This is a genomic window from Serratia sp. LTN-2 (assembly GCF_059740205.1).
The window spans coordinates 35,345-54,362 of sequence record NZ_JCAXDO010000013.1 but is presented as its reverse complement, the minus strand read 5'-3'; the positions used below and the strand labels follow the sequence as shown (position 1 = coordinate 54,362).

General features: G+C 61.7%; 17 protein-coding genes and 1 pseudogene. 3 read left to right on the top strand and 15 right to left on the bottom strand.

Annotation, left to right across the window (positions count from 1 at the left end):
* Positions 1–22: 22 nt before the first annotated feature.
* From AC6BYQ_RS20930 to AC6BYQ_RS20890, 9 genes and pseudogenes are all read right to left on the bottom strand, one after another.
* A complete protein-coding gene (locus AC6BYQ_RS20930; RefSeq protein ID WP_498057489.1) occupies positions 23–1,057 on the bottom strand; it encodes an ABC transporter permease in 1,035 nt (344 codons plus the stop codon).
* Positions 1,058–1,067: 10 nt separating this feature from the next.
* Positions 1,068–2,054: an ABC transporter permease gene (locus tag AC6BYQ_RS20925; protein ID WP_063917973.1), complete on the bottom strand. Its 987-nt coding sequence runs from the start codon at positions 2,052–2,054 to the stop codon at positions 1,068–1,070.
* Positions 2,047–3,564 (bottom strand): sugar ABC transporter ATP-binding protein, encoded by a 1,518-nt coding sequence (locus AC6BYQ_RS20920; protein WP_063918003.1) that lies wholly within the window; start codon positions 3,562–3,564, stop codon positions 2,047–2,049. Before AC6BYQ_RS20920 ends, AC6BYQ_RS20925 begins: the two co-directional genes overlap by 8 nt.
* Before the next feature lie 2 nt (positions 3,565–3,566).
* On the bottom strand, positions 3,567–4,550 hold the full coding sequence (locus AC6BYQ_RS20915) for a substrate-binding domain-containing protein (protein WP_019455647.1): 984 nt from the start codon (positions 4,548–4,550) through the stop codon (positions 3,567–3,569).
* A 48-nt stretch (positions 4,551–4,598) separates the two neighbouring features.
* Entirely contained in the window at positions 4,599–5,417 is an 819-nt protein-coding gene (locus AC6BYQ_RS20910; RefSeq protein ID WP_498057488.1) for a DeoR/GlpR family DNA-binding transcription regulator, read from the bottom strand.
* A gap of 380 nt (positions 5,418–5,797) precedes the next feature.
* The gene (locus AC6BYQ_RS20905; protein WP_063917974.1) at positions 5,798–6,115 is read right to left on the bottom strand and encodes a BrnA antitoxin family protein; all 318 of its coding nucleotides are present in this window, start codon (positions 6,113–6,115) and stop codon (positions 5,798–5,800) included.
* A pseudogene (locus AC6BYQ_RS20900) lies at positions 6,078–6,400 on the bottom strand (BrnT family toxin). Before AC6BYQ_RS20900 ends, AC6BYQ_RS20905 begins: the two are co-directional and overlap by 38 nt.
* Before the next feature lie 77 nt (positions 6,401–6,477).
* Positions 6,478–7,224 carry an SDR family oxidoreductase gene (locus AC6BYQ_RS20895; RefSeq protein ID WP_498057487.1) on the bottom strand — a complete coding sequence of 249 codons (747 nt, stop codon included), beginning with the start codon at positions 7,222–7,224 and terminating at the stop codon, positions 6,478–6,480.
* Positions 7,225–7,321: 97 nt separating this feature from the next.
* On the bottom strand, positions 7,322–7,555 hold the full coding sequence (locus AC6BYQ_RS20890; RefSeq protein WP_019455641.1) for a hypothetical protein: 234 nt from the start codon (positions 7,553–7,555) through the stop codon (positions 7,322–7,324).
* A gap of 189 nt (positions 7,556–7,744) precedes the next feature.
* On the opposite strand from AC6BYQ_RS20890, the gene AC6BYQ_RS20885 reads away from it, so the two are divergent.
* Genes AC6BYQ_RS20885 through AC6BYQ_RS20875 form a run of 3 tightly spaced genes read left to right on the top strand, consistent with a single transcriptional unit; the run spans position 7,745 to position 10,354 of the window.
* Positions 7,745–8,404, top strand: coding sequence for a response regulator (locus tag AC6BYQ_RS20885; protein ID WP_019455640.1), 660 nt, complete (start codon positions 7,745–7,747; stop codon positions 8,402–8,404).
* 4 nt (positions 8,405–8,408) lie between these two features.
* Positions 8,409–9,815 (top strand): ATP-binding protein, encoded by a 1,407-nt coding sequence (locus AC6BYQ_RS20880; protein WP_019455639.1) that lies wholly within the window; start codon positions 8,409–8,411, stop codon positions 9,813–9,815.
* Between the two features lie 11 nt (positions 9,816–9,826).
* Positions 9,827–10,354 carry a GNAT family N-acetyltransferase gene (locus AC6BYQ_RS20875; protein ID WP_498057515.1) on the top strand — a complete coding sequence of 176 codons (528 nt, stop codon included), beginning with the start codon at positions 9,827–9,829 and terminating at the stop codon, positions 10,352–10,354.
* A gap of 10 nt (positions 10,355–10,364) precedes the next feature.
* Here the strand turns inward: AC6BYQ_RS20875 and AC6BYQ_RS20870 are convergent, their stop codons facing one another.
* The 6 genes from AC6BYQ_RS20870 to ubiH form a co-directional block, all read right to left on the bottom strand.
* The gene (locus AC6BYQ_RS20870) at positions 10,365–11,330 is read right to left on the bottom strand and encodes a quinone oxidoreductase family protein (protein ID WP_154747436.1); all 966 of its coding nucleotides are present in this window, start codon (positions 11,328–11,330) and stop codon (positions 10,365–10,367) included.
* Positions 11,331–11,438: 108 nt separating this feature from the next.
* A complete protein-coding gene (gcvP, locus tag AC6BYQ_RS20865) occupies positions 11,439–14,318 on the bottom strand; it encodes an aminomethyl-transferring glycine dehydrogenase (protein ID WP_154747435.1) in 2,880 nt (959 codons plus the stop codon).
* Positions 14,319–14,411: 93 nt separating this feature from the next.
* Positions 14,412–14,798: a glycine cleavage system protein GcvH gene (gene gcvH / locus AC6BYQ_RS20860; RefSeq protein WP_025160212.1), complete on the bottom strand. Its 387-nt coding sequence runs from the start codon at positions 14,796–14,798 to the stop codon at positions 14,412–14,414.
* A 163-nt stretch (positions 14,799–14,961) separates the two neighbouring features.
* On the bottom strand, positions 14,962–16,059 hold the full coding sequence (gcvT, locus tag AC6BYQ_RS20855) for a glycine cleavage system aminomethyltransferase GcvT (protein WP_019455634.1): 1,098 nt from the start codon (positions 16,057–16,059) through the stop codon (positions 14,962–14,964).
* Between the two features lie 508 nt (positions 16,060–16,567).
* Positions 16,568–17,770 (bottom strand): FAD-dependent 2-octaprenylphenol hydroxylase, encoded by a 1,203-nt coding sequence (gene ubiI / locus AC6BYQ_RS20850; RefSeq protein ID WP_498057486.1) that lies wholly within the window; start codon positions 17,768–17,770, stop codon positions 16,568–16,570.
* Positions 17,771–17,848: 78 nt separating this feature from the next.
* Positions 17,849–19,015, bottom strand: coding sequence for a 2-octaprenyl-6-methoxyphenyl hydroxylase (ubiH, locus tag AC6BYQ_RS20845; RefSeq protein ID WP_498057485.1), 1,167 nt, complete (start codon positions 19,013–19,015; stop codon positions 17,849–17,851).
* Positions 19,016–19,018 lie beyond the last annotated feature (3 nt).

Genomic DNA, 19,018 nt, shown 5'->3' with positions numbered 1-19,018 from the left:
CCTGCGCAAAAGGGAAAAAAGATCAGTGGCCCGCCGCGGTTCTGGCCTGTGCCGCGCTGCGGCGCATCGCCCGCCGCTGCCGATAGCGATGGCGGAAAAACTTCAGCGCCAGCACCGCGATCAGCACCGCGCCCCACATCGCCAGACTGAAGTGCGGGCTGACGTTCATCAGGTTCAAACCGGTGGCGATCACCTGCAGCACCACCAGCGCCAACACCACGCCGCTGACCCGGCCGAAGCCGCCGAACGGATCGGTGCCCCCCAGAATGATCGCCAGCACCGTCAGCAGCAGGTAAGAGTCGCCGTAGCCCATGCGCGCCGAGTTGAAGCGCGCCATCATCACCAGCCCGGCGATCACGCACAGCAGGCTGGAGAGGGTGTAAATGGCGATCAGTACCCGGTGGGTATTCACGCCGCTGAAGTGGGTAGCGTTGATGTTGCTGCCGCTCATGTAGATACACTTGCCGAGCCGGGTTTTCTGCAAAAACAGCGCCAGCAGCGCGGCGACCGTCAGGAAGATCAAGAGCGGCACCGGCACGCCCAGCACGCTCTCGGCGCCGATAAACCGCACGATCTCCGGCATGCCGCTCAGCGCCGCACCGCGCGTCAGGTAAATGCCGATGCCGTTGACCGTGGTCATGGTGGCCAGCGTCACCAGAATCGGATGCGCGCCGACGTAGGCCACCAGCGCGCCGGTCGCCGCGCCGATAAGCCCGGCCAGCAGCATCGCCGCCGCCAGCGCCAACGCCAGCCACAGCGCCTGCATCCCCAGCCCGGCGCCCGCCGGCAGATAGCGGATAAACAGCCAGGCCATCAGCAGGCTGGTCAGGTTGGCGCAGGCGATAATGCACAGGTTCAGACCGCCGCTGAGGATCGGAATGAACATCGCCAGAGTCAACAGGCCCAGTTCCGGCAGCTGGAACGCCACGCTGGTGAAGGTGGCGCCGCTGAAGAAGCGCCCCGGCATCAGCAGGCTGAAGGCCAGCACCACCGCCAGCAGCAATGCCATCAGACCGACGGCGGCGCCGTCCGGACGAAATTTCAGGTTATTGCCCATCAGGCGCTCCTCAGGCGAAACCGACGTCGGTTTCTTTGCGTTTCTTGTAGTGGGTGACGGTGATCGCCGCGACGATCACCAGACCGATCGCCACGTTCATGAAATAGCTGGACACGCCGATCAGGTTGAGGCCGTTTTTCAGCACGCCGATCAGGAACACGCCCATCAGCGTGCCGACCACGCTGCCCTTGCCGCCGTTCAGGCTGGCGCCGCCCAACACCGCTGCCGCCAGCACGTCCAGCTCGCCGCCCACCAGCGCGTTGGGCACCACTTCCCCCATGCGGTACACCTGCACCAGGCCGCCGATCGCCGCCATCGCGCCCAAATAGCCATAGGCGAACAGGTGCAGCAGGCCGACGCGGATGCCGATGCGCCGCGCCGATTCCGCATCGCCACCGACGGCGAACAGCTGGCGCCCGAGGTGGGTCTTGTTCAGCAGCAGCCAGGTCAGCAGCGCCACCGCCAGCATCACCAGCGTCGGCAAGCCGAGCTGATAGCTTTGCTCGCCCAGTTGGAACGGCAGCACGCTGCGCGGCAGCGTCCACCAGTCCGGCAGCGCGTACAGGCTGCGGCCGTTGGTCAGCCACATCAGCATGCCGAACAACAGCGCCTGCATGCTGATGGTGACGATGATCGAGACGATGCGCAGGCAGTAGATCAACAGCGCGTTGACCATGCCCAGCGCGGCGCCGATCGCCAACGCCAGCAGGATGCTGCCTGTCGGGCTGGCCAGCCCGTAGTGGGTGGCCAGCGTGGCGATCAGGTACTGCACCACCGAGGCCACCGCGGCGAAGGAGATATCGATACCGCCGGTCACCAGCACCACGAACAGGCCGAGGGCGAAAATGCCGCTTACCGCGTAGCTTTCGCTGAGATCGAGCAGGTTCTGCACCGTCAAAAACTGGTCGCTGAGCAGCGAAAAGACGATGATCGTCAGCAGCAGCACCCAGGCCAGGTAGCCTTCGTTGCCGCGCGGTTTCAGGCTGAATCTACGCATTGATCGCCTCCGCCAGCCGTTGCTGGCTCACCTGCTCCGGCAGGTATTCGCCGATCACGCTGCCGCCGCTGAAGTGCAGCACCCGATCGCAGTTGTAATACACCTCCGGCACCTCGTCGGAGATCAGCAGAATCGCGATCCCCTCCTGCGCCAGCAGATGGATCAGTTGGTAGATGCTGGCCTTCGCGCCGACGTCGACGCCGACGGTCGGCGAATCGAGGATCAGGATCCGCGGCTGGGTCAGCACCCACTTGGCCAGCACGATCTTTTGCTGATTGCCGCCGGACAACGTCGAGACCGCCTGATCCGGATCCGCCACCCGCACGCCGAGTTTGGCGATCCACTCCGCCACGATGCGATTCTTGCGGTAGTCGTCGATCAGGCGAAAACGCCCGCGCAGCTTATCGAGAATGGTCAGCACCGCGTTGTCCGCTACCGACTGTTGCTGCACCAACCCCAGCGTCAGGCGATCCTCCGAAACGTAACCGATGCCGGCCTTGATCGCGTCCTCATGGCCGCGAAAGCGCACCGGTTTGCTGTCGAGGTAGAGTTTGCCGCTGTCCGGCCGGGTCATGCCGAACAGGCTCAGTGCCAGCTCGGTGCGCCCGGAGCCGAGCAGCCCGCACAGACCGAGCACCTCCCCCTGGTGCAGCCGGAAGCACACGTCCTGATACTGGCCGGCGCGGCTCAGGCGATCCGCCTCCAGCATCACCCGATCCTTATTCAGGCTGGGCGCTTTCAGGCGATAATCCAGCTTCAGACCGGTCATCAGCTCGGTCAGACGATCGCCGGTGATCTCCGCCGCCGGCCAGGTGCCGACTTTGTTGCCGTCGCGGATCACCGTGACACGATCCGAGATCTCCAGCACCTCGTCCAGCCGGTGGCTGACGAACACCACGCAGATGCCCTGCGCTTTCAGATAGTCCACCGTGCGCAGCAGTTGGTTAACCTCGGTGCGGGTCAGCGAAGCGGTCGGTTCGTCCATGATCACCAGCCGCGCCTCCGCCACCAGCGCACGGCAGATCGCCACCTGCTGGCGCTGCGCGATCGGCAGCTCCGCCACCCGTTTGTCGAGATCCAGATTGAAACTCAGCGATTGCAGCTGGCGCTCGGCGGCGCGCCGCAGCCGCGCCGGGCGGTGCCAACCCAACAACCCGCGCAGGTTGTGTTCGAAGGCGATGTTTTCCGCCACCGTCAGATTGGGAAACAGCGACAGATCCTGGTAAATCACCTGAATGCCGAAAGCGCGCGCCTGATCCGGCGACAGCCGGCCGAAGGTTTGCCCATCGATGATGATGCGGCTGCCGTCGTCCGGTTGATAGACGCCGGCGATCGCTTTGATCAGCGTGCTCTTGCCACAGCCGTTGGTGCCGGCCAGGCAGTGCACTTCTCCCGGCATCAACGCCAGTGAAATCTCGTTCAGCGCACGCTGCCCGCCAAAGGTCATCGACAGCTGTTGCAGCGCGATCAGCGGCGCGCCCTGCGTTGCCGTATTGCCGGAAATCGCCATGATCACAGCCCCATCTTCACCAGTTTCGGCAGGTTTTGCTTATCCAGGCTTTCGGTGGCGTTGCCGAGAATGGTGTGCTGCTGCGCATCCACCTGCACCTTGCCCATGCCTTCAATGGTCATGCCGTCGGTGATCTTCTCCCCCTTGTGCATCATATCGGCGATGCGCACGAACACTTCGCCGGCCACCATCGGATTCCAGATGTAACCGCCCTTGATGGCGCCGCGATTGACCAGCGAAGCGCCCTGGCCCGGGCTGAACGGCCCGATGACGCAGATATCGTTGCTTTTGCCGCGGTTGAGCACTGCGCGCCCGGCGCCGATCGGCCCCTGCGAACCGAACGCCAGCACGCCTTTCAGATCGGGATATTTAGCCATCAGGTCGTTGGTGGTGCGCACGCTGTCATCCAGCGATTCCCCCACGCCAAACTTGTCGCCCACCAGTTGCATGTTCGGGTAGTGTTGCTTCTGGTAGTTGATGGCCGAGTCCGACCAGGTGATGTGCAGCGGCACCGTCAGGCTGCCGACATACACCGCATACTTACCCTGCTCTTTCATGCAGGCGGCCAACGCTTTCATGTGGTTGACCCCATGCTGCGAGGCGTCCACCAACTCAAAATCCCAATCGGCGTACTTCTGGCCGGGGGACTCGTGCACGATCACCTTGATGCCCGCCTCCTGCGCGCGCTTGAGCACCGGTTCCAGCACCCGGGCGTCATTCGGCACCACGCCGATAATATCCACCTTCTGCGCGATCAGATCTTCGATGGCACGCACCTGCAGCGCCGGATCCGCCGCCGTCGGCCCAACCATCCAGGCGTCGATGCCGCGTTTGGCGCTCTCGCTTTTGATACCGGCCTCCATGGCGTTGAACCAGGGAATGCCGCCGATTTTCACCACCACGCCCATTTTCAGCTTGTCCGCCGCCTGCGCGGATAGCGACAGCAGCAGCGAGGCAAACAGACCGACCAGTACGGATTTTTTCATTGTTCTCTCTCCACAAGTGTTGGCTGTAATAAAGGGTTTTCGTTGTTGTTATCGCGCCGCCCTTTTCGCGGCGGGTGAAACTTCGATCACGTCGACGTTGTTCCAGGCCAGTTCCTGGCGAAACTCGTCGTCGCTGAGCCGATCGGTGATTAAGGTATCTATCTCCCGGTAGTGGCAGATGCGCGCGAACGAGCGGCGGCCGAACTTGTTGCTGTCCACCAGCAGGAACTTGCGCTCCGACGCCAACAGCATCTGCTGCTTCAGCCGCGCATGGTGCTCATTGCTCTCGCGGATGCCACCGTCCTGGCAGATGCCGTGGCAGGAGAAGAACAGCTTGTTGATCACGAACTCTTTCAGCATCTGCTCCGCCAGCACGCCGATAAAATCCTCGTACTTGGCGGAATACTCGCCCCCCAGGCCGATGGTGCGCACGTTGGCTTTGCAGGCCAGCGTCTGGATGATGTGCAGCGAGTTGGTCAGCACCACCAGTGAGATATCCGGCAGCTGGCGCGCCAAAAACCAGCTGGTGGAGCTGCTGTCCAGCAGCAGGCAATCCCCCGGCGCGATAAATTCCAGCGCGCGTTTGGCGATGCGCGTCTTCTGCTCCGGCGCTTCGTTGCTGCGTTGGCGGAACGATTCGCCCTGGTCAATCTCGGTGGGCACATAGGTTTTTTCCACCGCCGGCGGCTCGACGAACACCGCGCCGCCGTGGCTGCGCAGCAGCAGGCCGCGCCGTTCAAGCAGGGCCAGATCACGCCGCGCCGTCTCGATAGAGATGTGGCACAGCTGCGCCACCTCCTGCACCATCACGCGGCCGCGCTGGCTCAAGACTTCGGTGATAAAGCGATGACGTTCTACAGGCAGCATGTTTCTTTTCTCCTCCACAACGATGATTACGATATCGATTTGCTGCGCCGCGTTTTGCGCGCAGACGCAAAGCGCCTCGCCCCGCGATCGGTCAACGATGGCGCTGTGATAGTTGTCAAAAAAATCGGGAAGGAATTGAAATGAATAATTACGAAAGTGTGGAGTAACAGACAGTTATGATGAACGAATGCCTGAGGCGCACAGCAGAGAAACGGTAAACGGTCACAATTCCACGTTCCGCAACATGACCGTTAATGACCGTTTTTGTGGTTTTGACCGAACGCCGCCAATAGACAGTCGAGGTTGAGAGGCATTACCTGAAAAAACGGCAAAAAAAATCCGGCGAGAGCCTCACCGGATTGTTAGCCGCCTGACACACATTATTCCTCGTGCTCATGCTCTTTCAACATCGCTTCACGCAGAACGGCATTCAGGCGTTTCTGATAGCCTTTGCCTGGCCGCTGAAGCCAGGCCAGCACATCCGCATCGATGCGGATGGTTTTCGATACTTTCATCGGTTTATAAAAACGCCCCTGCACCGCAGTCTGCCACGTTTCCTCCCCCAGCGCCGGCGCATCGGCGTAATCGATATCCTCGTCCGGCAACGCGCTCAGCGAAGCAAGTTGTGCTTTCTGCTCCTCCGTCAACGGAGGGAGTACGCTATGAGCCAGATTTTTGGCGGAATTTTTGCGCTTCATATATTCCCCTCTGTTTGGCATCGGCCTTGCGTGCTGAAATGATGCGCACGATCTCTATCGTATCGCCATCGACATCCGTTTCGATCGTCGTATGCGCCACCAGCAGCAGCAAACAGGAGCCGACCATACCGATCGTTTGCCAAGGTTCTTCTCCGCCCTCGATCTTTCCAGCACAGCCAAATGGTTGGGATCCAGAAAAACTCGCTGCGCAATCTCAACGCTGACACGGTGTTTGCGTTGGTTACTGTGATTTTTATTCTGATTCCATTCAAAATAAACATACATTTTTGCAACCACATTTTGGTTGTTATTTAACCAAAGCACATCGCCTCCGGAGAGATGCCAAAACCCTCCGGATGCGTTCAACGCCCGCCTGCAGCCTCGATAAAAGTGCCGGTCACGTAAGACGCGGCGTCGGACAGCAACCAGGCGATCGCCTCCGCCACTTCCTGCGGATGGCCGCCGCGCTGCATCGGCAAACTGTCCTTCACGCGATCCACCCGGCCGGGCTCGCCGCCGCTGGCGTGCATCTCGGTATAAATGAAACCGGGCCGCACGCCGTTGACGCGAATGCCCTGCGCCGCCACTTCCCGCGATAACCCGATGGTCAGCGTATCGACGGCGCCTTTCGAGGCGGCATAATCCACATATTCCCCCGGCGCGCCTAAACGGGAAGCGGCGGAGGACACATTGACGATAGCGCCGCCCTGCCCGCCATGGCGCAGCGCCATGCGCTTCACCGCCTCGCGGCAACACAGGAAGTAACCGGTAACGTTGGTGCTCAGCACCTGATTGATGCGCTCGGCGGTCAGTTGTTCAATGTTCGCCTGCTGGAACAGAATGCCGGCGTTGTTGACCAGCGCGCTGAGCGTGCCCAGCCCGGCATCCAGTGCGCCGAACATCGCCATCACCTGCGCTTCGTCGGCCACGTCGGCCTGCAATGCCAGCGCCTTGCCGCCCTGCGCCTCGATCTCCGTCACCACCTGCCGTGCCGCACTTTCGTCGCGCAGGTAATTCACGCCCACCGCATAGCCCTGCCGGGCCAACAACAAGGCGGTCGCGCGGCCAATTCCCCGGCTTGCGCCAGTCACCAATGCCACTTTCGTCATCGTATTTTTTTCTCTGGTTGGCGATATAAAAATAACGGCCTGCACACAGGCACCCCGTTTGCCCGTCAGAGTATAGAGCGGCGCTCTAGAAAACGCTTCAGAGCTGAGCCAGGCGGCGCAGCAGCTTTTTAATCCGGTATTTCGCGCAGCCGGAGGCGTCCGTTACCGCCACCTGATGGCCCCGCTGCAAAGCGGAAGCATGCAGGCCTTTGTGAGCAGGGCTGTGCACATCGCCGCGAAACGACAGCATCAACAGAATGAGCAGCATCGCCAAGCCTGAATCCATCAGCCGCCGCGAAGCGCCCGCGCTCGGGTAACCGTCAGTGCGCATTGTCGCCCTCTCTGTGGTGATATCGAATGGCGACAAAAATAACTGAAATTCCCTCGCGCTCCCTTAACGCGAGATTAAAGCCAGATTAAGGTTTGCTTAAGAACGCGCAGGCAAAGCGGGTTTCCCCGTTGTCTTCCCGTCAGGGTTATAGTTAGATAATCGCGACTCAAGGATCTCAGCGGAATAAACGTGAACATACTGTTGGTGGAAGACGACCTGCAATTAGGCAAGGCGCTGTGCCGCGCATTGGAGCTAACCGGCTTTAATTTGTGCTGGGTGCGCCTGCTCGCGGACGCGGAAAATAAACTTTCACCCGGCGGGTTCGACTTGATGCTGTTGGATCTCACGCTGCCGGACGGCGACGGTCTGCAGAAACTGATCGCCTGGCGCGCCGCCGGGCAAAATATCCCGATCATCATCCTGACCGCCCGTGACCGCATCGAAAGCCTGGTGAACAGCCTGGATTCCGGCGCGGACGACTTTCTGGCCAAACCCTTTGCACTGCCCGAGCTCATCTCGCGCGTCAAGGCGGTCAACCGGCGCATGGCCGGCTTCGCTTCGCAAACCTGGAGCCTCGGCACGCTGTATCTCGATCCGGTCAACCATCAGGTGACGCTGGATAACGAACTGCTGATGCTGTCGAAAAAAGAATACCACCTGCTGCACGAGCTGATGCGCTGCGCCGGCACCGTGGTGCGCAAAGCGGTGTTGGAACAGCGGCTGTTCGGCCACGGTGACAGCGTGGAAAGCAACTCGCTGGAAGTGCATATGCATAATTTACGCCGCAAGATCGGTAAAGAAAGAATCATTACCGTACGCGGCATTGGCTATTTGCTGAAAAAAGAGTAACGGGATGATCAGTTTCAAATCCTTCTTTATGCGCACCATTGTTTTTCAGGTTATGGCTATATTGCTGCTGTGGGGAGTATTAATCGGCTGGGTGAAATACTTCTATTACCCTGATGCAGAAAAGTATTTGGATAATCAGCAGCGCCTTGTCGCACTCGGCATCGCTAATATTCTCGACAAAACCGACATTGCCGATCCCCGTTATATCGACATCATCAAAGATATCGAGGAGATGTATATCGAATCGATTAAAAACGGCGCCGTGGAAGAACTAGACTATCGCCCGTTATTTTTGGTTTACGATCGTGACAATCGGCTTATTTACGCCTCGCCCCGGCAGGAACAACCGCTGAATCTGCCTCCGACGGTGCTGACCGGCACCATCAGCTACGCCAACGTGGAATGGCATATCGCCGGTAGCTGGAGCGATAAGCAGCAGTTTAGGGTGATTGTCGGCGAATCCTTCGACAACCGTACCACCATTTTCGGCAACCCGGCGGAGAGCACCGCCCTACCGCTGCTGGGCATTCTGGCGGCGATCATCATCACCTTACTGTTTACCGCCTACTTCAGCCTGCGGCCGCTGCGCCAGATCGCCCGCACCATTTCCGATCGCCAGCCGGGCAACCTGTCGCCGATCAACGTCAGCGAGCAGTATCAGGAGATCCGGCCGGTGGTGGTGGAGGTCAATAAGCTGATGGCGCGCATCGACGCCGCCAACCAGCGCGAGAAACGCTTTATGGCCGATGCGGCGCACGAACTGCGCACGCCGATCGCCGCCGTGCTGGCGCAGCTGCATCTGCTGACTCAGGTTTCGGAGCGGCAGGAACGCCAGGAGATCATCGGCGACATGCAGCAAGGGCTGGATCGCGCGGCGTCGCTGTCGCGCCAGCTGATCAACCTGGCCAAGCTGGAGGCGGAAGATTTTCCGCTGAAAATTGAGGCGGTGGACATCTATGCCGAAATCGGCAAATGCATCGCGCAGCACGTTCCCTATGCGTTGGAAAAAGACGTCGAACTGTCGCTCGACGGCAGTGAGGACGTGGTGGTGAGCACCGATCGCCATGCGCTGATCGCCATCTTCACCAATCTGCTGGACAACGCGCTCAAGTACGCGCCGCCCGGCAGCCGCATCGAAGCCAATATCCGCTCGCTGGCGCCGCTCGGCTGCTATATTACTTTGCGCGACAACGGCCTCGGAGTGAGCGAAGAGCACCTTCCGCGCCTGTTTGAACGCTTTTACCGCGTGCCCGGCACGCAGCAGACCGGCAGCGGACTGGGATTAGCCATCGCCCGCAACCTGGCCGACAAAATCGGCGCACAGCTGCGCATCACCGAGGGCCTCGACGATCGCGGCATCGGCTTTATCATCGATTTGCCGGAAAGTTACCGGCCACAGATTGAGAGTTAATCACGAACATGATCGCCCCTGTACTGCTGCAACGGCAACAACTTGACCGGCTATGGGATATCGACCGCAGTGAAATTATCGACACCCTGTATCGCCTGCAAGACGGCAAGCTGCAGCCCTACCCGGACTACTATGATGTACGCGGTTGGGATCCGCACGATCGGGAAACCTATACGCCAATCCACGAGGCATGTTTCGATCGCGGTGGCGCGTTTTTCGCGCTGTTCGACGGCAAGGAGATCGTAGCGGCGGCGGCGCTGGACACCAAGCCGCGCGGCCCGCAGCAGGATCTGCGCCAATTGCTGTTCTTTTACGTTAGCGCGCACCAACGCGGCCAGGGGCTAGGCAAGCAACTGTTCCAGCTCTGCCTGAGGCAGGCCGAGCAAGAAGGGGCCGCCGGGCTGTACGTCTCCTCCATCCCCAACAAAAGCACCGTAGACTTCTACCTGGCGCAGGGTTGCCGGCTCATCGAGCGCCCGGATGCCGAGCTGTTCGCCCGTGAGCCGGAGGATATTCACCTGGTCTGCGCTTGCCGCTAGCGGCTGGAGCTTAGCGAGCGATGCGCATCACCGAACGTACGTCGCTTTTCTTGTTCAGATCCCACACCTCAGCGATCTCCTCGAGCGCGTGCTCCTGCGTCTCGATAGTGAGCGCCCCTGTCGCCGCCAGCGCCAGAATCTCGGTCGCGTAGCGCTGCATCTCAGGGATCGGCGGGAAGTTGCCGGTGCCGCTGCCGAGGATCTGCAACTGATTGCTGCGCAGCACCGCCGCTGGCAGCCGGATGTCCGGCGCCGCCATCGAACCGACGTTGACCAAACGAATGCCGCGCCCGCCGACATAAGACGACAGATCGTGATTATTGAGCGTCGCGAGCAGTGCTTCCGTCGCCGGGCCCCAGATGTAATCGACAATCACCTGATAACCGCTCGGCCCCGCCGCCGCAGCGAAGGCCTGCGTCAACGCTTCGCCCTGCAGGCTCAGATCCACCGTGGCGTCCACACCCAACGCCTCCAGCACGCTCAGGCGGCGGCCGGCGGCAACGATGCGTCCGGCCCCCGCCTGACGCGCCGCTGCAACCGCCAGTTTGCCCGAGGTGCCGGTAGCGCCGATGATCAGCACCGTTTCACCAGGCTGCAGATCCGCTCGCCAGCGCAGCGGCAGCCATGCGGCGAAGGCCGGATTGATCAGCGCCGCCGCCGTGGCGTCGTCCACCGCCTCCGGCACCGGCACCGTCCATGACGCGACGCTGCGCTCGGCCATTGCGCCGTAAGGGCGGCGGAAAGAGGCGAAGTACACCCGTTGTCCGTCCGCCGTACGGCCCACGCCGTCGGTGCCGGGCACGATCGGCAATTGCTTCGGGCTGGAATAATGGGTGCCGGCGACGGTGGCGCGATCCAGCTGTTTGATACCGGCCGCCAGCACGTCGATCGGCACCTCGCCGGCTTGCGCCTGAGGCTCCTCAAAGGTGCCGAAAACCGGGGCTTGCCCTAACGCTGTTACGATTGCCGCTTGCATGATGACTCCTCAAATCGTGGGAACGTACAGAAAAGAATAGGCCGCAATAAAATAAAAAGGGACACCGCATGATGCGGTGTCCCTCAAGCACAAACTTTGCCGAACGTGTTATTCGTAATCGCTCATCGGCACGCAAGAGCAGAACAGGTTACGGTCGCCGTACACGTCGTCCAGACGTTTGACGCTCGGCCAGTACTTGTTCTCACGCACACCGGCGACCGGGAACACCGCCAGCTCGCGGCTGTACGGGTGCTGCCAGTCGTTGACCAGCTCCGCCTGCACGTGCGGCGCATTCACCAGCGGGTTGTCTTCCAACGGCCATTCGCCTTTGGCGACGCGATCGATCTCGCTGCGGATCGCCAGCATCGCATCGATAAAGCGATCCAGCTCCACTTTGCTTTCCGACTCGGTCGGCTCGACCATCAGCGTGCCCGCTACCGGGAACGACATGGTCGGCGCGTGGAAGCCGAAGTCGATCAGGCGTTTGGCGATGTCCATTTCGCTGATGCCGGTCTCTTCCTTCAGCGGACGAATGTCGAGGATGCATTCGTGCGCCACGCGGTGATCGCGGCCGGTATACAGAATCGGGTACGCGTCTTTCAGACGGGTAGCGATGTAGTTGGCGTTCAGGATCGCCATCTGGCTGGCCTGCTTCAGGCCTTCCGCGCCCATCATGCGGATGTACATCCAACTGATCGGCAGGATGGAGGCGCTGCCGAACGGCGCCGCGGAGACCGCGCCCTGCTGGGTGGTCACACCGTCGATCTGCACGACGCTGTGGCCCGGTACGAACGGGGCCAGGTGCGCTTTCACGCCGATCGGGCCCATGCCCGGGCCACCGCCGCCGTGCGGGATGCAGAAGGTTTTATGCAGGTTGAGGTGCGAAACGTCCGCGCCGATGTAGCCTGGCGTGGTGATGCCCACCTGGGCGTTCATGTTGGCGCCGTCCAGATACACCTGACCGCCGAACTGATGCACGATCTGGCACACTTCGCGGATGGTTTCTTCATACACGCCGTGGGTCGACGGGTAGGTCACCATGATGCAAGAGAGCTCTTCGCCCGCCTGCTCCGCCTTGACGCGCAGATCGTGCAGGTCGATGTTGCCGTTCTTGTCGCAGGCGACCACCACCACGCTCATGCCCGCCATCTGGGCGGAGGCCGGGTTGGTGCCGTGCGCCGAGCTCGGGATCAGGCAGACGTGACGGCCCGCTTCGTTGCGGCTTTCGTGGTAGCGGCGGATCGCCAGCAGGCCGGCGTATTCGCCCTGCGCGCCGGAGTTCGGCTGCATGCACACCGCGTCATAGCCGGTCAGCTGCACCAGCCACTGAGACAGTTGGCCGATCATCTGCTGGTAACCGGCGGCCTGCTCCGGCGGGCAGAACGGGTGCAGTTCGGAGAATTCAGGCCAGGTGATCGGGATCATTTCCGCCGCGGCGTTCAATTTCATGGTGCAAGAACCCAGCGGGATCATCGCCTGGTTCAGCGCCAGATCCTTACGCTCCAAGCGATGCATGTAACGCATCATCTCGGTTTCGCTGTGATAGCGGTTGAATACCGGGTGGGTCAGGATCGGCTCCTGGCGCAGCATGGCGGCCGGGATCGATTGGCTGTTTTTGCTCACCGCCGCGTCCAGCGCGTCGATGTCCAGACCGTGGTTGTCGCCGGCCAGCAGTGCGAACAGCGTTTGCACGTCTTCACGCGAGGTGGCTTCATCCAGCGTGATGCCCACGGCGCCGTGAATGTCGGTACGCAGGTTGATGCCGAAGCTCAGCGCGCGTTCCAGCACCGCCGCCTTGTCTTTCACTTCAACGGTCAGGGTGTCGAACCAGGTGTTGTGACGCAGCGTCAGGCCGGCCTTCTGCAGCCCGGCGGCCAGAATGTCGGTCAGGCGATGAATACGCCCGGCGATGCGCTGCAGCCCTTGCGGGCCGTGGTACACCGCGTACAGGCTGGCGATGTTGGCCAGCAGCACCTGCGAGGTACAGATATTCGAGTTGGCCTTCTCGCGGCGGATATGCTGCTCGCGGGTCTGCATCGCCATGCGCAGCGCGGTGTTGCCGGCGGCATCGCGGGAAACGCCGATGATGCGGCCCGGCATCGAGCGCTTGAACTCGTCGCGGCAGGCGAAGAAGGCGGCATGTGGGCCGCCGTAGCCCATCGGCACGCCGAAGCGTTGCGCGGAGCCGAACACCACGTCGGCGCCCTGCTTGCCCGGCGCGGTCAGCAGTACCAGGGCCATGATGTCGGCGGCCACGCTGGTGATGATTTTGCGCGATTTCAGTTCAGCCAGCAGCGCGCTGTAGTCGTGCAGTTCACCGGTAGTGCCCACCTGTTGCAGCAGCACGCCGAACACGCCGTCCAGCTCCAGCACTTTTTCCGCTTTATCGACGATGACATCGAAGCCGAAGGTTTCGGCGCGGGTGCGCACCACGTCCAGCGTCTGCGGATGCACGTCGTCAGCCACGAAGAAGCGGTTGGCGTCTTTCAGCTTGCTGGCGCGTTTGGCCAAGGCCATCGCTTCGGCGGCGGCGGTGGCTTCATCCAGCAGCGAAGCGGAGGCCAGATCCAGACCGGTCAGATCGAGGGTCACGGTCTGGAAGTTCAGTAGCGCTTCCAGACGGCCCTGCGACACTTCCGGCTGATAAGGGGTGTAGGCGGTGTACCAGCCCGGGTTTTCCAGCATGTTGCGCAGGATCACCGGCGGCGTCAGCACGGCGCTGTAGCCCATGCCGATATAGGATTTGTAGCGCTGATTCTGCGAGGCGATCGCCTTCAGCTCAGCCAGCGCCTGATGTTCGGTCGCCGCGTCGCCGACCGGCGGCGGCCCCGGCAGCTGAATGTCCGCCGGCACGATCTGTTGGATCAGCGCGCTGAGCGAGCGAGCGCCCACCGCTGCCAGCAACTCCTGGCGTTGTTCCGCAGAAGAGCCGATATGGCGTTCGATGAACGCTTCGCTGTGTTCGAGTTGGCTGAGTGTCTGAGTCATTGCTACAAATTCCTGAATGCTTGCGTGATACGGGATATAGCTTGAGCGGTAACTAAAACGCCCCGGCCGGAAGGGCCTGGGGCGTGGTCACGATTACTCGTCGATCGAGGCCTGATAAGCCGCGGCGTCCAGCAGGTTCGCCAGTTCGCCTTCGTCTGAGGCTTTAATCTGGAACAGGAAGCCTTCACCGTAAGGTTCGCTGTTCACCAGCTCAGGGGAGCTTTCCAGCTCGGCGTTCACCGCCACGATTTCGCCGCTGATTGGCGCGTAGATGTCCGACGCCGCCTTAACCGATTCCGCCACGGCGCAATCTTCACCGGCGGCGACCTTGCGGCCCACTTCCGGCAGGTCGACAAACACCATGTCGCCCAGCAGTTCCTGCGCGTGTTCGGTGATGCCTACGGTGTAAACGCCGTTACCTTCTGAACGAACCCACTCGTGGGAGGATGCGTATTTCAATTCTGTTGGCACATTGCTCATAGCCGGTTACTCCTTCGAAGAAATAATTTCCCGTCGTCTTTCACACTGCAGCGTTGTTGGCTGCGTACGTTCACCTCGGTCACTTACCGCAGTAAGCTCCCGAGGACTCGCGCACTTGCCGCCTAGCCGCAGCGCGAAATCCCTAGGGAAGAATCAATAAAAATCAATTTGTCAGCGGCTTGCCGGCGCGAACGAAACCAGGCTTGGTCACTTTGACCGGCATTTCACGGTTGCGGATCTGCACGATGGCCTGCTCGCCGATGCCGGCGGGCACGCGCGCCAGCGCGATGCTGAAGCCCAGGGTCGGAGAGAACGAGCCGCTGGTGATCACGCCTTCGTGGGTCTGCCCCGCCGCGTCGGTGAAACGCACCGGCAGCTCATTACGTAATACGCCTTTTTCCGTCATGATCAAGCCGACCAGTTGCTCGGTGCCCTGATCGCGCTGTTGTTCCAGCGCTTCGCGGCCGATGAAACGGCGATCTTCCGGCTGCCAGGCGATAGTCCAGCCCATGTTGGCGGCCAACGGCGAAACGCCTTCGTCCATCTCTTGGCCGTAAAGGTTCATGCCCGCTTCCAGACGCAGGGTGTCGCGCGCGCCCAGACCGGCCGGCTTGACGCCTGCGGCCAGCAATTTCTGCCAGAAATCCGCCGCCTGTTCTTTCGGCAGCGCGATCTCATAGCCGGCCTCACCGGTGTAACCGGTGGTGGCGATGAACAGCTCGCCGGCCTGCACGCCGAAGAACGGCTTCATGCCTTCGACCGCGCTTTTTTGTTCCGGGGTAAACAGGGTACCGGCGCGCTCTTTGGCCTGCGGGCCCTGCACCGCGATCAGCGCCAGATCGTCGCGCACCGTCAGCGCTACGCCATACGGCGCGGCGTGCTCTTCGATCCAGGCCAGGTCTTTGTCGCGCGTGGCGGAGTTCACCACCAGGCGAAAATAGTCTTCTGTGAGGAAATAAACGATCAGGTCGTCGATCACGCCGCCGGAGGCATTCAGCATGCCGGTATACAGCGCTTTGCCGGGTTGGGTCAGTTTGGCGACGTCGTTCGCCAGCAGGTAACGCAGAAACTCGCGGGTGCGGGCGCCGTGCAGATCCACAATGGTCATGTGAGACACATCGAACATGCCGGCATCCTGACGTACCGCGTGGTGCTCATCGAGCTGCGAGCCGTAGTGCAGCGGCATCATCCAGCCGTGAAAGTCTACCATGCGCGCACCGCACGCCACGTGCTGGTCGTACAGTGGGGTTTGCTTTGCCATCTTTTCCCTCTTTCCACTCGGTCGCTAGAAGTTAGGGTGCTGCCACGCAATGCGGCGGAGCCTGGCTCGCGGCCCGATCGCCATGGCGCACTGACTGCTCAACACAAATGCTGCGCCGGGACGGGCGGAAACTGCGTGCAACCGCCGTGACGCAAACGATACCTTTCCCTCGAACTTATCACCGAACGACCACATTAACCATAAGTTAAAATAGGCTCATCGCCGTTCCGGGGCGGTAAAATGCCGGGCTAGTGTGCAGAGTTTTTCACTGGAAAAATGCGCTTTAAGGCACAAAATTAACAATTAAAGCGGCAAAACTCCGAACTTATATAACAAACCGACGGCCGGGCATGGGATCCTGACTTTTGATAACCGAACATGGAATTAGAAAAAGTAATGATAAAAAGCGGCTGAAATTAGATTATTTCAAATGAAGGGTTATATAAGGAAAGACGATGGCATAAGGCGAGAAGCGCGAGCCCGATGCGGGCTCGCAGAAGGCGGGCGGTCAGGCAAGCCACTCGGGCAGATCGTTCAGGCCCATCGCCTGACGCACCAACTTCGGTTTGACGCCCGGCAGGCTGTCCGCCAGCCGCAGCCCCACGTCGCGCAGCAGCTTTTTGGCCGGATGGTTGCCGTCGAACAGTTCGTGGAAACCCTGCATGCTGGCCAACATCACCGCCGCACCATGTTTACGGCGGCGCTCATAGCGGCGCAGATAGAGGTGCTGGCCGATATCCTTGCCCTGCCGCTGCAGGCGGCGCAGTTCGGAAATCAGCTCGGCGGCGTCCATAAAGCCCAGGTTCACGCCCTGCCCGGCCAGCGGATGCACGGTATGCGCCGCATCGCCCACCAGCGCCAGGCGGTGCGCGGCGAAGCTGCGCGCATAGCGGCCGGTCAATGGGAACGCCAGCCGTTCGCTTTCCAGGCTGCAGGCGCCCAAACGCATATCGAAGGCCATCGCCAGTTCGCGATTGAATTGTTCCGGCTCCAGCTGCTTGAGGCGTTCGGCCTCTTCCGGCGCGACCGACCAGACGATGGAGCTCAAATGCGCATCGCTGAACGGCAAGAACGCCAGAATGCCGTCGCCGTGGAAAATTTGCCGCGCCGTCGCCTGATGCGGCTCTTCGGTGCGGATGGTGGCCACCAGCGCATGGTGGCGATAGTCCCAGAAGGTCAGCGGGATATCCGCGTGCTGACGCAGCCACGACTGGGCGCCGTCGGCGCCGATTACCAGCCGGGCGGTCAGCATGCGGCCATCCTCCAGCGTGATAAAGGCGTCGTTCTCGCCCCACGCCACCTGCTTGAGCGCGGCCGGAGTGATCAGCGTGATGTCCGACAGGCTTTCGGCGCGCTTCCACAGCGCCTGCTGGATCACCGAGTTTTCGATAATGTGGCCGAGATGGCTGAAGCCGCATTCGTCGCCGCGGAAGGCGATTTTGCCGAAGCTGTCCCGATCCCACACTTCCATTGCGTTGTAGGCGCTGGCCCGCAGCTGGAGAATGTCGTCCCATACGCCGATATGCTGCAGCAAACGCTCGCTGGCGGCATTGATGGCGGAGACGCGCAGGGCCGGCTGTTCCGACGGCGGCGCCATCTCCGGCTGTCGCTGCTCCAGCACCGCCACGCGCAGCCCGCTGCCCTGCAGGCCGCAGGCCAACGCCAGCCCCACCATACCGCCACCGGCGATAATCACGTCAAATGATTGCATGCTGCTCGATTTCCTTAAATAACGCGCGACGTCTTGACGCACCGCGCTTTGGGCGCGCCAACGCGCCCGACTATGTCTTTAACGTTCCACCCAGCCCAGCGTACGCTTGGCGAAGGCGTCGCGCACTGCGGGCAAACGCTCCATCGCCATCAGCCCCAAATTGCGGCCAACCACCAGCGGGCCGTAACGGTTGGCGAACAGATGGATCAAGCCGTCGGTCACGCCGATCGTCGCCTGCTGATCTTGTTGCCGCCGCTGCTGATAGCGGCTCAGCAACGCATAACCGCCGGCGTCTTCGCCACTGTTCACCGCTTCCGCCAGCGACATCACATCGCGCAGGCCGAGGTTGAACCCCTGCCCGGCGATCGGGTGCAGCGTCTGCGCCGCGTTGCCTACCAACGCCAGCCGGTGGCTGACATGGCGATCGGCAGTCAGCAGAGCGAGTGGGTAACTGTGCCGTTTGCCGGCCTTGAGGATACGCCCCAGCCGCCAGCCGAAAGCCTGTTGCAGCTCGGCGATAAAGCGCTCGTCGTCCCAGGCGTCGACCTGGGCGCGATCCTCGCGCGCATGGCACCACACCAGCGAACTGCGCCCCTGCGACATCGGCAACAGCGCCAGCGGCCCGTAACGGGTAAAGCGCTCGAAGGCGCGCCCCTGCGGATCTTCCGCCGTGGTGACGTTGGCGATGGTGGCGAACTGTGGATAGTCCTCCTGCCGCCACTGCATATTGCAGGCCTGCGCCAGCGCCGAGCGCGAGCCGTCGGCCGCCACCAGCAGCTGCCCGGCCAGGCGTCGGCCATTGTCCAGCAGCACTTCCGCCCGCTCTGCGGTGCGAATAACGTCCACCACCCGCGCGGGGCAGTGCAGCGTGACGCCCGGCGCCTTCGCCAGCAGCGCGAACAGCCGCTGCCCGGCGTCGTGTAGTTCGATCACCTGGCCGAGCGCATCGACCTGATAATCCTGCGCCTGCAGATTCACAAACCCGGCGTGGCCGCGATCGCTGACGTGCACCTGAGTGATCGGCGTGGCGCAATCGCGCAGCGCCGGCCAAACGCCGATGCGCGCCAACTGTTGGCAAGTGCCCTGCGCCAGCGCGATGGCGCGAGCGTCAAAGCCCGGGTGGCTGCGGTCGTCCGGCCGAGTCGCCTCGACCAGATCCACCGCCATTCTTCCCTGAGTGAGCGACGAAATGGCCAGCGCCAGCGTCGCGCCCGCCATACCGCCGCCAACGATAATTACACTCATTCC

Excerpts from the sequence above, each read along its gene's own strand:
- AC6BYQ_RS20930 (WP_498057489.1), bottom strand. The coding sequence starts at position 1,057 with ATGGGCAATAACCTGAAATTTCGTCCGGACGGCGCCGCCGTCGGTCTG.
- AC6BYQ_RS20925 (WP_063917973.1), bottom strand. The coding sequence starts at position 2,054 with ATGCGTAGATTCAGCCTGAAACCGCGCGGCAACGAAGGCTACCTGGCC.
- AC6BYQ_RS20920 (WP_063918003.1), bottom strand. The coding sequence starts at position 3,564 with ATGGCGATTTCCGGCAATACGGCAACGCAGGGCGCGCCGCTGATCGCG.
- AC6BYQ_RS20915 (WP_019455647.1), bottom strand. The coding sequence starts at position 4,550 with ATGAAAAAATCCGTACTGGTCGGTCTGTTTGCCTCGCTGCTGCTGTCG.
- AC6BYQ_RS20910 (WP_498057488.1), bottom strand. The coding sequence starts at position 5,417 with ATGCTGCCTGTAGAACGTCATCGCTTTATCACCGAAGTCTTGAGCCAG.
- AC6BYQ_RS20905 (WP_063917974.1), bottom strand. The coding sequence starts at position 6,115 with ATGAAGCGCAAAAATTCCGCCAAAAATCTGGCTCATAGCGTACTCCCT.
- AC6BYQ_RS20895 (WP_498057487.1), bottom strand. The coding sequence starts at position 7,224 with ATGACGAAAGTGGCATTGGTGACTGGCGCAAGCCGGGGAATTGGCCGC.
- AC6BYQ_RS20890 (WP_019455641.1), bottom strand. The coding sequence starts at position 7,555 with ATGCGCACTGACGGTTACCCGAGCGCGGGCGCTTCGCGGCGGCTGATG.
- AC6BYQ_RS20880 (WP_019455639.1), top strand. The coding sequence starts at position 8,409 with ATGATCAGTTTCAAATCCTTCTTTATGCGCACCATTGTTTTTCAGGTT.
- AC6BYQ_RS20870 (WP_154747436.1), bottom strand. The coding sequence starts at position 11,330 with ATGCAAGCGGCAATCGTAACAGCGTTAGGGCAAGCCCCGGTTTTCGGC.
- gcvP (WP_154747435.1), bottom strand. The coding sequence starts at position 14,318 with ATGACTCAGACACTCAGCCAACTCGAACACAGCGAAGCGTTCATCGAA.
- gcvH (WP_025160212.1), bottom strand. The coding sequence starts at position 14,798 with ATGAGCAATGTGCCAACAGAATTGAAATACGCATCCTCCCACGAGTGG.
- gcvT (WP_019455634.1), bottom strand. The coding sequence starts at position 16,059 with ATGGCAAAGCAAACCCCACTGTACGACCAGCACGTGGCGTGCGGTGCG.
- ubiI (WP_498057486.1), bottom strand. The coding sequence starts at position 17,770 with ATGCAATCATTTGACGTGATTATCGCCGGTGGCGGTATGGTGGGGCTG.
- ubiH (WP_498057485.1), bottom strand. The coding sequence starts at position 19,015 with ATGAGTGTAATTATCGTTGGCGGCGGTATGGCGGGCGCGACGCTGGCG.